This is a genomic window from Arthrobacter gyeryongensis, assembly GCF_039543785.1.
Classification (GTDB): Bacteria; Actinomycetota; Actinomycetes; order Actinomycetales; family Micrococcaceae; genus Arthrobacter; species Arthrobacter gyeryongensis.
Map to the genome: position 1 here is coordinate 149774 of NZ_BAABKK010000038.1, position 13200 is coordinate 162973.

The 13200-nt window shown below is 66.6% G+C and carries 13 protein-coding genes; 5 read left to right on the forward strand and 8 right to left on the reverse strand.

All coding sequences use genetic code 11. From position 1 onward, the window contains the following. Positions 1-108: 108 nt before the first annotated feature. Genes ABEA18_RS23505 through ABEA18_RS23515 form a run of 3 tightly spaced genes read right to left on the reverse strand, consistent with a single transcriptional unit; the run spans position 109 to position 3757 of the window. A complete protein-coding gene (locus tag ABEA18_RS23505; protein ID WP_345453500.1) occupies positions 109-1368 on the reverse strand; it encodes an MFS transporter in 1260 nt (419 codons plus the stop codon). A 52-nt stretch (positions 1369-1420) separates the two neighbouring features. Beyond that, positions 1421-2347: an MBL fold metallo-hydrolase gene (locus tag ABEA18_RS23510; protein ID WP_345453503.1), complete on the reverse strand. Its 927-nt coding sequence runs from the start codon at positions 2345-2347 to the stop codon at positions 1421-1423. Positions 2348-2377: 30 nt separating this feature from the next. Next, positions 2378-3757 carry an aldehyde dehydrogenase family protein gene (locus ABEA18_RS23515; RefSeq protein WP_345453506.1) on the reverse strand — a complete coding sequence of 460 codons (1380 nt, stop codon included), beginning with the start codon at positions 3755-3757 and terminating at the stop codon, positions 2378-2380. Between the two features lie 158 nt (positions 3758-3915). On the opposite strand from ABEA18_RS23515, the gene ABEA18_RS23520 reads away from it, so the two are divergent. The 4 genes from ABEA18_RS23520 (at position 3916) to ABEA18_RS23535 (ending at position 8113) form a co-directional block, all read left to right on the forward strand. Next, the gene (locus tag ABEA18_RS23520) at positions 3916-4716 is read left to right on the forward strand and encodes an SDR family oxidoreductase (protein ID WP_345453509.1); all 801 of its coding nucleotides are present in this window, start codon (positions 3916-3918) and stop codon (positions 4714-4716) included. A 145-nt stretch (positions 4717-4861) separates the two neighbouring features. Beyond that, a complete protein-coding gene (locus tag ABEA18_RS23525) occupies positions 4862-5704 on the forward strand; it encodes an IclR family transcriptional regulator (RefSeq protein WP_345453511.1) in 843 nt (280 codons plus the stop codon). Positions 5705-5855: 151 nt separating this feature from the next. Beyond that, entirely contained in the window at positions 5856-6821 is a 966-nt protein-coding gene (locus ABEA18_RS23530) for a PDR/VanB family oxidoreductase (RefSeq protein ID WP_345453514.1), read from the forward strand. 92 nt (positions 6822-6913) lie between these two features. Then, positions 6914-8113 (forward strand): cytochrome P450, encoded by a 1200-nt coding sequence (locus ABEA18_RS23535; RefSeq protein WP_345453519.1) that lies wholly within the window; start codon positions 6914-6916, stop codon positions 8111-8113. A gap of 93 nt (positions 8114-8206) precedes the next feature. Here the strand turns inward: ABEA18_RS23535 and ABEA18_RS23540 are convergent, their stop codons facing one another. Both ABEA18_RS23540 and ABEA18_RS23545 read right to left on the reverse strand, forming a co-directional pair. Beyond that, the gene (locus ABEA18_RS23540; protein ID WP_345453522.1) at positions 8207-8533 is read right to left on the reverse strand and encodes a type II toxin-antitoxin system RelE family toxin; all 327 of its coding nucleotides are present in this window, start codon (positions 8531-8533) and stop codon (positions 8207-8209) included. Then, positions 8530-8805 carry a type II toxin-antitoxin system Phd/YefM family antitoxin gene (locus ABEA18_RS23545; RefSeq protein ID WP_345453524.1) on the reverse strand — a complete coding sequence of 92 codons (276 nt, stop codon included), beginning with the start codon at positions 8803-8805 and terminating at the stop codon, positions 8530-8532. Before ABEA18_RS23545 ends, ABEA18_RS23540 begins: the two co-directional genes overlap by 4 nt. A gap of 246 nt (positions 8806-9051) precedes the next feature. Between ABEA18_RS23545 and ABEA18_RS23550 the strand changes: the two genes are divergently transcribed. Next, positions 9052-9381, forward strand: a complete 330-nt coding sequence (locus ABEA18_RS23550) for a hypothetical protein (protein WP_345453526.1) — start codon at positions 9052-9054, stop codon at positions 9379-9381. A 195-nt stretch (positions 9382-9576) separates the two neighbouring features. Here the strand turns inward: ABEA18_RS23550 and ABEA18_RS24765 are convergent, their stop codons facing one another. From ABEA18_RS24765 to ABEA18_RS23570, 3 genes are read right to left on the reverse strand one after another with little or no spacing between them, the layout of a single operon-like run. After that, complete coding sequence (locus tag ABEA18_RS24765) at positions 9577-11130, reverse strand: amino acid ABC transporter permease/ATP-binding protein (RefSeq protein WP_425550572.1); 1554 nt, start codon at positions 11128-11130, stop codon at positions 9577-9579. A gap of 2 nt (positions 11131-11132) precedes the next feature. After that, the gene (locus tag ABEA18_RS23565; protein ID WP_345453529.1) at positions 11133-11996 is read right to left on the reverse strand and encodes an ABC transporter substrate-binding protein; all 864 of its coding nucleotides are present in this window, start codon (positions 11994-11996) and stop codon (positions 11133-11135) included. Between the two features lie 32 nt (positions 11997-12028). Next, complete coding sequence (locus ABEA18_RS23570; RefSeq protein ID WP_345453532.1) at positions 12029-13174, reverse strand: M20 family metallopeptidase; 1146 nt, start codon at positions 13172-13174, stop codon at positions 12029-12031. Positions 13175-13200: the final 26 nt, after the last annotated feature.

Sequence of the window (13200 nt, forward strand, 5' to 3'; positions counted from 1 at the left end):
GTATGCCCAATCGTTGATGCGGGAGCCTTTGCTGGATTGCAGCGGCGTTTCTTTGACTCTAGGCTCGTGTGACCAGCCTTACATTTTAGCTTTCCGTTGGCCGGAAAGTCACTTTCCGGGACGAGCCGCATGCCTCCCGGCGGGCCTGCCGTCGGCTCTTCCCAGGAACGCCAGCAGGGCCATCCCGAGGACGCTCAATCCGCACGTCAGCCACCAGGTGGTGCCCCAGCCGCCGGTGCGGGTAGCGAGCAGGGCGAACAGCATGGGCCCCAGGAAATTGCCCACGTTGAAGATCTGCTGGGTCAGCCCCAGCACGGCCGTGACGGACCCGTCCGCGGGGGCGATGTGCACCGAGTAGCTGGTCACGGCGGCGGGGATGAGGCCACCGACGGCGGAAAACACGGCGATGAGGGCGAACTGGACGAGGATGCCGTTCTGGATGCTTTCCCAGCCGACGGCGAACGTGGCCACGGACGCGGCGGACATCGCCAGGAAGGTCCAGAAGATAATCCTCCGCTCGGACAGGCCGCGCTGGATGAGCGGTCCTGCGCTGACTGCTCCGATCGCGTTGACCCCGCCCACGATGGCGCTGAGGATGCCGGGCCACGGGCCGTCCAGTCCGGCTGACCGGTAGATGGAAGGCAGGAATCCGAGCACGGCCATCCACTGCGCCGTGTAGCAGGCGAAGACCACCCCGGTGATCCATGGCTTGCGGGTGGCAACCGTGCGGCCCACCCGGCGGAGCGCGGGCCGGAGCCCGGCGTCGGCCAGGAGCACATCCCTGGGCACGTGGCGAAGCAGCACCGGCACCGGGAGCAGCGTGAGAACGGCCATCACCAGCCACCACTGGCGCCAGCCGGCGGCTTGGAGGAACAGCGCACCCGCGGACAGTCCGGTCAGCGTGGCCACGCCCTGAAATGTCGCCCAGCCCGCCAGCGCGACGTTGAGCCGCGGAGGCGGGGCCACTTTGCGGATGAGGGCGGGGGCGGGTACGACGACCAGCAGGAAGCCGACACCCTCCAGGGTGCGGGCCGCCATCAGTAGTTCGGTGCTGGCGGCGGCCGCGCCCAGCGCGGAGGCGGTGCTGAGCAGGATGAGTCCGGGGACCAGGAGGCGGCGCAGGCCCGCCATTTCCCCGCCCACGGCCGTGGCCAGGCCACCGAGCACGCTGGCCACCTGGATGATGCCCAGCAGCAGCCCGGCCTGCACCAGCGTGGTGCCCAGGTCCGCCTGGATGCCGGCCAGGGCGGCCGGCAGCTTCCAGATATGCATGGCTGCCGCGATGCCCGCGGCGACGACGGCAAGCCAGGCCCCGTCCGCCGTCGTCCTTCTGTCATCAAGCGCTGTGGTGGGCGACGGCAGTGCCAAGAGCTGTCCTTGTTGGAGGGTGACGGGAGGATTCCTCAGGCTGGATTCCTTCTTATGCGGGTGCCAGGACGGGGCTGCCGATGGCGAAGCGCTGGCCGCTGACGGCCACGTCCACGGGGCCGTCAAAGGCGGAGGCGGCACGGCTGCGCCACCACTGCGGCTCGGCGCGGCCGGCCAGATGGGAGAGCACCAGGCGCCCCACGCCGGCGGCGGCGGCCACGCGGCCGGCGCCCTCGGGCGGGGTGTGCGCGATCCGCTGGTGGTTCAGGAACTCCGGCGCGAAACCCTTGCCCGCGTAGAAGTCCAGGTTCACCGCTTCATGGACCAGGACGTCGGCACCGCTGGCGAGCACGGCAAGGGCATCACATTCGGCGGTGTCGCCGGAGAACACCACCGACCCGGCGTCGGTATCGAAGCGGAACGCCAGCGCGGGCCGGACTGGCGGATGCTCCACCAGGATGCCGGTGACCTTGACCCGGTCATCCTCGTAGACGTCAAACGGGCGGGCCGCGTCCGGCGTCCCATGCTCGGGCATGGTGAGGTCCACGGTGCGCAGGAGGGAGGCCAGGTCCGGGCGGGCCTCGTCATGGACCCGGATATCGATGTCGTAGGAGAAGGCCTGCAACGCGTGGGACACCAGCCCGCTGGTGCCCGAAAGCCCCGCGCCGCCGGGGCGGGTCGCGTCCTTGCCCGGGCCAACAATGGAAACAGGGCCGGTGAAGCCCTCCACGGGGTTCCCCCAGTTCCAAAGCAGGAAGCCGGGAAGTTCCACCACGTGGTCCGAATGCAGATGGGTGATGAAACCGGCCACGAAGTCCTTGCCGCGGAGTCCTGCCTCATGGGCGGCGCGGGAGCAGCCCATGCCGAAGTCCACCATGTAGAAGGCGTCGCCCACCACCAGCGCGCTGGAGATGCCGTTTTCCGGTCCGCGGATGGCCGGGCCGGCGGCGGTGCCAAGAGTGATCAGTTCGACGCTCACAGGAAGTCCTTCTGAAGTGTTGGTGCGGGATCAGGAGTGGGGGCGGGCATTGATCACGCGGGTTTCCAGGTATTCCTCCAGCCCCCAGCGGCCGCGCTCACGGCCTACGCCGGAGGCCTTCCAGCCGCCGAACGGGGCGTCCGGCTCCACCAGGGTGTGCTGGTTGACCCAGACCGTTCCGGCCTCGATCCGTGAGGCGGTCGCGTAGGCGCGCTCCTGGTCGGGGCTCCAGACGGAAGCGCCCAGGCCGAACTCCCCGCCATTAAGGCCCGCGATGGTTTCATCGAGGTCGTCGTAGGCCACGACCGGCAGCGCCGCGCCGAACTGTTCCTGTTCCACCAGGTCCATGCCCGGCTCGGCGTCGATCACCACGGTGGGAGAGAGGAAGTAGCCGGGCAGGTCGCAACCGGCGGTGCCGCCGGTGATGATGCGGGCGCCGGCGCCGACAGCAGAGTCAACCAGACCGCGGACGAGTTTGAGCTGGGCCTCGTTGTGCATGGGCCCCATGGTGGTGCCCTCGTGGATGCCATGGCCCAGCACATGACGGGACGCTTCGACGGCGATGGCCTCGGCCAGGTCCCTGCTGCGGCCGCGCGGCACATACACACGCTTAACCGCCATGCACACCTGGCCGGCGTTACGGAACGCGCTACCCACGATCCCGCGGGCTGTAACGGCGAGATCAGCGTCCTCCAGCACGATGGCAGGATCGTTGCCGCCAAGCTCCATGGTGACACGCTTGACCGTGGAAGCAGCCTGCTGGGCGATGGAGATGCCCACCTCCGTGGAGCCGGTGAAGGAGATCTTGCGGATGCCCGGAGAGGTGCTCAGGGCAACGTTGACCGTCCGCCGCGAACTGGTCCGGACCTGCAGCACCCCGGCCGGGAGGACCTCGTTGAGGAGGTTGACCAGCGCAAGGGTGGACAGGGGCGTGGACGGGGAGGGCTTGGCGATCACCGTGCAGCCGGCCAGCAGGGCAGGGGCGAGTTTCACGCAGAGCAGGGAGATGGGAAAGTTCCACGGCGTGATGGTGCCAACGATGCCTACCGGCCGGTACTGGACCTCAAGTGTCCTGTCGTCCCGTGGTGCCAGGGGCTCCGTCTCGTCCCACGCCAGGTTCGCGTAGTACTCAAAAAGTCCGGCCGCAACGGTGAATTCACCCGCGGCCTCCGTCTTCGGCTTGCCCTGCTCCCGGGAGAGCAACGTGGCAAGGGAATCCAGGTCGCGACGGATCAGGGCAGCACCGCTAAGCAGGGCGGCGCGGCGGGCTTCGCGGTCGGCGGCCCAGCGGGGTGCGGCCAGGTGGGCGTCGGCAACCGCCTGTTCGACATCTTGCTCGGTGTTTTCCGGAGCGTGCCCCACAAGCTCGAGCGTGGCCGGGTCCAGGACCTGGTAGTGGGCTGCCGTCATGGCCTGTCCTTTCGGCTAAAGGGGATTGCTCATCCCAGTCTCAAGGCACCGGTCACAATCCGCCCGGATCTTTCCGTCCAACGGAAAAGCTGTGACAATCGATTGGTTCTCCTTGCCACTATGGAGTGAAGCGCATCACGCACCAACGAGGAGTCTCCATGTCCCAAGAGCAGCTGCCCATCGTCCTCACCGGGGTATCCTCCGGCATCGGCGCCCGGACGGCGCAGATCCTGTCCGGGCGCGGGGTGCCGCTGATCGGCATCGACCGCAACGCGCCCACGCAGTTCAGCGGCACCTTCGTGCAGGCGGACCTCTCCAGCCAGGCCGGCCTCGACGCCGCCGCGGCAGCAGCAGCCGCCGCCGCTCCGCACGGCATCGCGGGCCTGGCCAACATTGCCGGCGTCCCCGGCACCGCACCCTGGCGGACGGTGCTGTCCGTCAACGTCTTCGGCGTCCGCGGACTGGTCCGCACCCTGGCCCCGCTGCTCGGCGAGGGGACCGCCGTCGTGAACCTGGCCTCCAGCGTTGCCGTGCAGTGGCGCGATGTAAAGGAACGGTGCTCCGCTTTCGCACTCGCCGCGGACCAGGCCGCCGCGCTGGATTCCGTTGCCAACGACAAAGAGATCACGGGCGAGTCCTACCTTTTCTCCAAGCAGTGCGTCCGGTTCCTCACCGAGCATCTGGCCGCTGAACTGCTGCCGCAGCGCATCCGCGTCAACAGCGTCAGCCCCGGCCCCGTGGCCACACCCATCCTGGAGGACTTCAAGAAGGACCACGGACGCGACAAGGTCGAGGGCGCCGGTGCGCTGCTGGGCCGCTTCGGCGAACCGGACGATATCGCCCCCGTCATCGACTTCCTGCTCCGCCCGGAGTCGGGCTGGGTGAACGGCTCCGACATCCGCGTAGACGGCGGCCTCGGCGCGTACCGCGGCTCGGCCCTCGCGTCCGTCGCTGGCTGAGCACCATCCTTTGACGCGCGACGCCGGAACCTCACCTTTCACAAGTAGGGAGGCGCCGGCGTCGGGCCTTAACATGGCAACAGACGGCATGACCTCAACGTGGGGCGCCGCCGTCCCTCAACGTTCCGCTCGGAAGGGGTGCTGCATGGCAAACGCTGCCCCGAACGGACCCACCGTCCGCCGGCCGGCTGCGACAGCCCGGTCCCGGACGCTTCCGGATGCCGCCGGCGCTGCCGCCGCCCGGCAGGCGGCGAGCGTGACGTCCCGCGCACTGGCCCTGCTGGGCACCTTCGACACTGAACATTCCGTCCAGAGCCTCAGCGCCATGGCCCGCCGTGCAGGCTTGCCGGTGGCCACCGCGCACCGGCTGGCCGGCGAACTGGTGGCCTGGGGCGGCCTGGAAAAGCTGCATGGCGAATACCGTGTGGGCCAGCGGATCTGGCGCCTTGGCCTGCTGGCCCCCGCGCAGCAGAACATCGCCGAGGTGGCTGCCCCGTTCATGCAGGATGTCCTCTTCGTCACCCACAACGTGGTGAACCTGTTCATCCTGGACGGGCAGGAGGTCCTACTGGTGGAGCGGATGTCCGGCACCGGCGCAGGACAGCCGTTCCGGCGGGTGGGCGCGCGCCTGCCGCTCCACGCCAGCGCCGCAGGCAAGATCATGCTGGCCTACGGGGCCAAGGACCTGTTTTCCTCCGCTGTCCAGCGGCTGGAGCCGCACACGCCCCGCACCATCACCAGTCCCGTGGTGCTGGCCGCCGAGATCGAGCGGGTCCGGGCCAGCGGCTACGCCACCACGGAAGAGGAGGCGGGGCCGGACAACTACGGCCTGGCCGTCCCGGTATTCCTGCCGAACAAGCAGGTGGTTGCCGCGCTGGGCATCGTCACCCGGGGCAGACCCGCGCCGGTGGGCACGGTGGTTCCGGTGCTCAACATCGCCGCGCGGGGCATCGCCCGGCGGCTGGGTGTGGAGCATCTGCCGCAGTAGTGCAGGCTTCGCCGACTTCCGCCTGGCCGGTCTTTCCGTTGGACGGAAAGATCTCCGCCTGATGTGTTGTGGAACACCTAACCTGAATTAAGCCCTCATTCAGGCCGGGCCGCCGGGCAGGCGAGCCTTTCCAAAGGAAGTGAAGACCCTCATGACTGCACCTGCAGGAGCCACCATCGACGCCGTCGTCGACCAGGTGGACATTGTGGCGGACCAGGTGGTCTCCCTGGTACTGCGGCGCGTGGACGGCCAGCCGTTCCAGCCCTGGCAGCCCGGCGCGCACATCGACGTCCATGTCGGCGACGGCTTGGTGCGCCAGTACTCACTGTGCTCCTCCCCGGAGGAGCTAGACCACCTGCGGATCGGTGTGCTACATGTGCCCGATTCCCGCGGCGGGTCAAAGGCGGTACATGCCCTGCTGGCCGGTACACCGCTCACCATCTCGGAGCCGCGCAACAACTTCCCCCTGCGCGAATCGCGCCGCTACCTTTTCCTCGCCGGCGGGATCGGCATCACCCCGCTGATCCCGATGCTTGAGGCGGCCGATGCTGCCGGCAAGGAATGGACCCTGATCTACGGCGGCCGAAGCCGGAAAACCATGGCGTTCGCCCAGCACCTGGAGGACCGGTACGGCACTGACCGTATCCGCATCCTCGCCGAGGACGAGGTTGGCCGGCTGGACCTTGACCGGATCCTCGGCATGCCCCGGGCCCACATGCTGGTGTACGCCTGCGGCCCCGGCGGACTGCTCGGCGCCGTGGAAGAACGCTGCATGGGCTGGCCCCCCGGTGCGCTGCACACCGAACGCTTCGTCGCGTCCACCCTCGGCGCCGCCGCGGCCAACGCACCGTTCGAAGTGGAACTGGCCCGGACCGGAACCACCGTGACGGTGCCGAACGACAAAACCATCCTCGAAGCCGTGGAAGAGGTGGGCGTGCGCGTCCTGTCCTCCTGCCGCGGCGGGTTGTGCGGCACCTGCGAAACCCAGATCATCTCCGGCGAGCCCGAGCACCGCGACGCCGTCCTCACCGAGGAAGACCGCGAAGCCGGGGAGATCATGCTGGTCTGCGTCTCCCGAGCCGCTGCCGGCTGCCCGCGCTTGGTCCTGGACCTCTAGCCGAGTCCTTCACCCCGTCTCCAGCCCACTCCTTCGGTCCGGCCGTTGACCAGTCCGCCCCCAGCCAAGTTTCGTCACCAGGAGCATTTCCCATGACCGTTACCACCCATGAAGCCAACGTCCTGGGCGAGGACCCCTTCGAGACCGCAAACCTCCTCGACCCGTACCCGTTCCTGGGGCGTCTCCGCGGCGCCGGCGCCGTCTCCTACCTGGAGAGCACCGGCAGCTACGCCGTGGCCGGGTACCAGGAGGTCTACGAGGTCCTCACCGACTTCGAAACCTACATCTCCTCCGGCGGCCTGGGCCCGCGGGACATCCGGAGGGACTCAGGATGGCGCCCGCCCAGCATCCTCGAATCGGACCCGCCCATCCACACCGTGATGCGCCGCGCGCTGACCGGCGTCATCAACCCCGGAACCGTCCGCGCCCTCCGGGAGCCGTTCACGCCGCCGGCCATTGAGCTGACGGAACAGCTGGCACGCCGCGAGCGATTCGACGCCATCACAGACCTCGCCGAAAAGTACCCCCTGCGTGTCTTCCCGGACGCAGTGGGGATCCCCGACGTCGGCCGTGAACACCTGCTGCCGTACGGCAACATGGTGTTCAACGCGTTCGGCCCGGAAAACTACATCTTCAAGCAGGCCTTCGCCCAAGGTGACGAGCACGCCGCCGCGGTGATGCGCAACTGCCAGCGCGAAAACCTGGACGACACCGGCTTCGGGGCCCAGATCTGGGAACGCGTGAAGGACGGACTGATCACTGAACAGCAGGCCACACTGCTGGTCCGGGCCCTGCTGTCCGCCGGCGTGGACACCACCATCTTCGGCATCGGCAACACGCTCTCGGTGCTGGCCCGCCACCCCGAGGCCTGGGCCCGGCTGCGGGAAAACCCCAAGATGGCCAAATTCGCCGTCGACGAGGCGCTGCGCCTGGAATCGCCGTTCCAAAAGTTTCACCGGACCGTAGCCGTGGACACCGTCCTGGGCGGCGTGCACCTCCCCGCCGGCGCGAAGGTGCTGGTATTCCTCGGGGCCGCGAACCGGGACCCCCGCAAATGGGGTGACAACGCCGACGAGTTCGACCTCGACCGCAACGCCTCCGGCCACGTCGCCTTCGGGATGGGCCTGCACCAATGCGTGGGCCAGCCCATCGCCCGGCTCGAAATGGAAATCGTACTGCAGCAGCTGCTCCAGCGGGTAGCTACCATCGAACCGGACGGCGCCCCGGTGCCGATCCTGCACAACGTACTCCGCGGGTTCGAGTCCCTGCCGGTGCGGATCACCGCCGGGTAGGCGGCCGTCGGTGGCCCATGCCCAGCCGCTCCAAGGCCCAGGGTTCCGGGCGGAATCCGACGCGCCAGACTCTTCCCGCGGCCGTGACCGCGGTCAGTTGTGCAAGAACCACCGGTCAGGAGTTCGCCTAGCGCGGCTGTAGACGTCGGAGCGGTGTTCGATGCGGTGGACGTACAGGATGTGCTCTTCGAAGTCGAGGGTGAACAGCACCCTGTAGTCGCCGCGCCGTGCGGTGCGGAGTCCGAGGATTTCGTTCGTGAGGGGTTTGCTGAGCCGGTGGGGGTTGTCAGCCAGTGCGCCGGTGACGAATTCGACGATCGCGGTTGCTGCTTTTTCCGGCAGTCGCCGGAAACCCTTCAGTGCCGGGCTGGTGACCTCGACGTTCCATGGGGCGGAACCGGTGGATTCTGTCCCGGTCACCGCGGCGGCAGCCCGAATTCACGGCGGAGGTCCGCGCCGCTGGTCGTGTTGCCCCCGACGATGTCCCGCCGGGCCTGGTCCAGGTCTTCACGGATGCCCGGCTGTGAGAGCCAGTGGATGGTTTCCTGGAGGGATTCCAGGTCATCGGCGGACATCAGCACCGCTGACGGGTGCCCGTGCCGGGTGATCTGGATGATCTCGTGCGTCGTGTCTGCTTCCTCCACGAGGGCGGACAGCTTGTCCTTGGCTTCGCTGAGCGGTACGGTTCTCATGCTGGGAATTATAGCCTGATATCAGGCCATCAACTAGCCTGACTTTTAGCCGATAACCTGCCTTATGTAAAGTAATTTAGTTGAAGCTTCAACTTTCCGTGGTGAGGCCGGGCAGCAAGCCGTACCTCGCCCCTGGCCGGCGGAAATATCCAACACCGGCAGATATGTTGCGTGGATCACATTTCGTCTATGGTTGTCCGGGGCGCCACAGCGTTGTGGCACCCAACTGAGAGCGGAGAAATTTTCGTGACGACAGACAAGCTTCGAGTGCTGGTCCGCGTGGACCTCGACTGCGCAAAGGCCCAGGTTGCCACCCAGGGCCGCGTGACGTCCAAAAGCGTCCACGGCCTGTATGACGTGATGAAGCGTGCCAACTCGCTCACCGCGGGCATGACGCTGGAGCTCGACATGACCCGGGCCTGGATCGAGCCCGACGCGCTGGAAGAACTCCGGACTTGCTCGCGGTCCCACCATCTGCCTGCACACGTAGATCCGCTCCAGTCCGAATACCGGCTGAGCATCCTCGCACCCGATTACGCTGCGAGCCTGGGACCAATAACTACCCAGGCGGCCTGACCCCCGACAGCAACCCCCACCATCAGGGTGGTAATCCACCAACGAGTCTCCGCCTGATTCGCCGAGACGGTCACCGCATGATGCCTCACTCCCGTATTTTTTGAGGATCGCCTTGGCGATCTGGTCGCCATCACTCGGGGCAGAACGGAGGCGGACGATCCGTTCGGGATCGCCCGCCCCAAGATGGACCGTGAGCTAGCTTAGGACGGGTGTTTCCGGGTCCAGCACAACGTCGGAGACGGTCTGTACAAACCGCTTAATGCGAGGGTCAGCGTTGAGGCCGAACACCGATTCTGGCGGCCCCTGCTGGCCCACTGCACCGTCTTCCATGAAAACGACCCAGTCTGCAACGTCGCGGGCCAACTTCATTTCGTGGGTCACGATCACCATGGTGATGCCCTCCTGCGCCAGGTCGGCGATGACGGACAATACCTCCTGGACAAGTTCCGGGTCCAGGGCGGAGGTAGGTTCGTCGAAGAGCATCACGGACGGCTTCATGGCCAGGGCTCGAGCGATGGCTACGCGCTGCTGCTGGCCGCCGGATAACTGGTGCGGATATTTCTTAGCGTGGGCCGCCATGCCCACTTTACCCAGCAGTTGCATGCCGAAGGCTTCGGCTTCTGCGGTGGACATCTGCCGCAGCTGGACAGGTGCCAGGGTCACGTTTTCCAAGGCTGTCTTGTGCGGGAAGAGATTGAAGCGCTGAAACACCATGCCCACGTTGCGCCGCTGGAGCGAGATGTCCTTGTCGGACAGGGCCACGATCCGCCCCTGGGCGCCGAGCCTGGTGCCCAGAAGCTGGCCGTTGACCTCGATCACGCCGCCGTCGGCCGGCTCGAGGTGGTTCAGTGTGCGGACCAATGTGGTCTTGCCGGAACCGGACGGGCCGATCACCACCACCACCTCGCCCGCGTGGACATCGACGTCGACGCCCTTGAGCACTTGGTTGCCGTGGAAGGATTTGGTGACGCCTTGTGCACGGACCAGCTTCTCGCCGTTGTGCGGCCGACGCTCGCGGCCCCGGATTACCCGGCAGTCCGGGGCGCAGTCCGGCTCTGTCTGGAGGGCGGGCCGGCGCCTGTTGACGTCGAGCTTGCGTTCCAGCAGGGCCCGGAGCTGGTCGAAGACCGTCACCAGCAGGACGTAGAAGACGGCCACGGCCAGTAGGGTTTCCAGCACGAGAAAGTTCTGCGTATAGAGGCGCTGGCCCACGAGCAGGATCTCCTGCAGCGAGATCACGCTTGCCAACGAGGTCAGCTTCAGGATGGAGACAAACTCGTTGCCGAGCGCCGGGAGCGCGATGCGGAAGGCTTGGGGGATCACCACGTGCCGCTGGACTTGCCCGTACGGCAGCCCCAGGGCCCGCGCCGCCTCGCGCTGGTCGATGGAGACCGAGAGCAGGCCGCCGCGGTGGATTTCGGCCATGTAGGCAGCCTCGCTCAGGACCAGTGCAATCAGCGCCGCGTTGAACGAGGAACCCAGGACCACCTGGGTGGCCGGGAAGACCTGCGGGATGTTGTACGCAAAGACCAGCAGCACCAGCAGCGGGAGCGACCGGAACAGCCAGACGTAGATGCCGGCAACCCGTGAGAGCAGTTTCGAGCGCGATTCCTTCATCAACGCCAGGAGGATGCCAGCGATGTTCGCAATGAACCAGGCGAGGATGCTTAGGACGACGACGACGCCGGCAGCCTTCCAGAGTTCGGGGTCGCCAAAGAGGGAAAAGGTGTAAGCCCAGTCGAAGGTCATTGCTAGCCCTGCTTCAGGGATTCGGCCAGCACCGCCGGGTCAACAGGTTCCAGGTTGTACTGTTTCAGGATTTTGGCGAACGAGCCGGAGGTCTTCAGGTTCTCCACGCTCTTGGTCAGGGCCTCCTGCAGCGCAGTGTTTCCCTTGCGTACGGCCAGACCGACGGCGACCGGGTAGATGAGGGCATCGGAGCTGATCCTTAGGCGAGCGTTGGATTTTTCGACCACCGTCTTGGCAACAGCGGCGTCCGTCATCTGTGCGTCCACCTGCCCGGACAGCAGGGCCTGGGTGGCTTCCGGATCGGTGGGAAATTCCTGAACGGTGATAGCGTCCTTGCCAGCGGCCTTGCACTTAGCGCTCTCGGTTGTCGGCATGATCTTGGCGATCACCGTGGCGGTGACCACCGATACTTTCTTGCCGCAGAGCGACTGAGCGCCGGTCAGCGCGGCGGCGTCCTTGGGGACGACGATCGAGTTTCCGGTTTGGAAGTACGGGACGAAGTCCACCTCTTTGCTGCGGGCCGAGGAGACGTACAGAGTGGAAGCAATGACGTCGTAGCGGTCGGCCTTGATGCCGGCGACGATCTGGGCAAACCGCGTGTCGGAATACTGCGGGTTGAGTCCCAAATCGGCGGAGATGGCGTTCATGACGTCCACGTCGAAACCGGCGGGCTTGCCGTCGGTCAGCATGTCGTAGGGCGGGTAGGTGAGATCGATGCCGACATTCAATATGCCGGAGGTCTTCGTGGCCACCATAGGGGCCTTGCTTCCGTCGGCTGCCGGGGCGGCGCCTCCGCAGCCGGCGAGGGCGAGCGTGGCGGCAACGGCCGCGCCAGTGAGGGCGGCGATTCGGTTGAGGTCTTTCATGGGGGCAAAGTTCCTTTCGCTAAGCGGGGCGTTTACTTGCACCAAAGGTTTACTGAGTTGGCATAGATGTCGATGATCTGCCGGTACTTGGCCAGTTCGACCCATTCGTCGGCCCAGCTGTACGGCGGGGTGCCGGGACCGATGTTGACGGCGGGGATGCCGAACTGCTTAAGCGGCACCATGTCTGTCCAGAACTGGATGCCCTGGTACACGGGGGCTGTGCCCGTCGCAGTGACGGCGGCCGCCACGGTGGTAGAGATGTCGGAGGAACGGTCGATCTCGTAGGGCAGGCGCGGGCCGCTGAGCCAGTGGTCGCTGAAGTCCACGGTGGCCTCGATGCGGGGATCGGTAGTCTTGAGGCTGCTGATCATTTGCTCGACCTGCAGTTTGACATCATAGGGATCCTGTGACGGCAGCAGGCGGATGTCGCAGGTCATTTCGCAACGGTCAGGCACCTGGTTGTGCTTGGTCCCGCCGTGGATGGTGCCGATGTTCAGGTTGGGGCCGCCCGGGAGGTCCGGGTGCGGGGTGTAGGGCATGACTCCCTCCAGTTCCCGCATCGCGGCCAGGACGGGTTCCATGGTTTCGATGGCGTTCAGGCCCATCTCCTTGGCGGAGGTGTGCGCCTGCTTGCCAAAGGTGGTGATCTTCAGGTAGGCGGCGCCGCGGTGCACGGTGCCAATGGTGTTGTCGGTGGGTTCGCCGCAGATGGCGGCATCGGCGGCGAAGCCGGCGTCCAGCAGCGAACGGGTGCCCACGCCGCCCTCAAAATGACACGACACACCCTGGAATATGACGTCCCCACGCGGACGCTCGTCGGACGTGGCGATGCGCCGGATGACGGCCAGGGCCGCTGTCGTCGCCGCCTTCATATCGGCAATGCCGGCCCCATACACCCGGCCGCTTTCAACCTCGGGACTGAAGGGGTCTCGGGTCCAGTCAGGTGAAGTTTCGTAGATGTCCAGGTGCCCGTTGAGGATCAGTGACTTTCCGCCGCCAGAACCGCGGATTCGCCCGCCAACACTGGGCCGGCCGGGCGCGGACTCGACCAGTTCTACGTCGTCCACCCCCCAGGAGCGCATCTGCTCGGCCATGAACTCGGCCAGCTCCCGCTCCCGTCCCCACGTCGAATCGATAGCGAGGGTGTCAAACAAAAGCTGAAGATCGGGATCGATCATGGACTCCTCCTTGAGTCAGGCGACTG

Bases quoted from the DNA above. Each gene is read 5' to 3' on its own strand.
- ABEA18_RS23515 (WP_345453506.1), bottom strand. From the start codon at position 3,757: ATGACGGCAGCCCACTACCAGGTCCTGGACCCGGCCACGCTCGAGCTT.
- ABEA18_RS23520 (WP_345453509.1), top strand. From the start codon at position 3,916: ATGTCCCAAGAGCAGCTGCCCATCGTCCTCACCGGGGTATCCTCCGGC.
- ABEA18_RS23525 (WP_345453511.1), top strand. From the start codon at position 4,862: ATGGCAAACGCTGCCCCGAACGGACCCACCGTCCGCCGGCCGGCTGCG.
- ABEA18_RS23530 (WP_345453514.1), top strand. From the start codon at position 5,856: ATGACTGCACCTGCAGGAGCCACCATCGACGCCGTCGTCGACCAGGTG.
- ABEA18_RS23535 (WP_345453519.1), top strand. From the start codon at position 6,914: ATGACCGTTACCACCCATGAAGCCAACGTCCTGGGCGAGGACCCCTTC.
- ABEA18_RS23545 (WP_345453524.1), bottom strand. From the start codon at position 8,805: ATGAGAACCGTACCGCTCAGCGAAGCCAAGGACAAGCTGTCCGCCCTC.
- ABEA18_RS24765 (WP_425550572.1), bottom strand. From the start codon at position 11,130: ATGACCTTCGACTGGGCTTACACCTTTTCCCTCTTTGGCGACCCCGAA.
- ABEA18_RS23565 (WP_345453529.1), bottom strand. From the start codon at position 11,996: ATGAAAGACCTCAACCGAATCGCCGCCCTCACTGGCGCGGCCGTTGCC.
- ABEA18_RS23570 (WP_345453532.1), bottom strand. From the start codon at position 13,174: ATGATCGATCCCGATCTTCAGCTTTTGTTTGACACCCTCGCTATCGAT.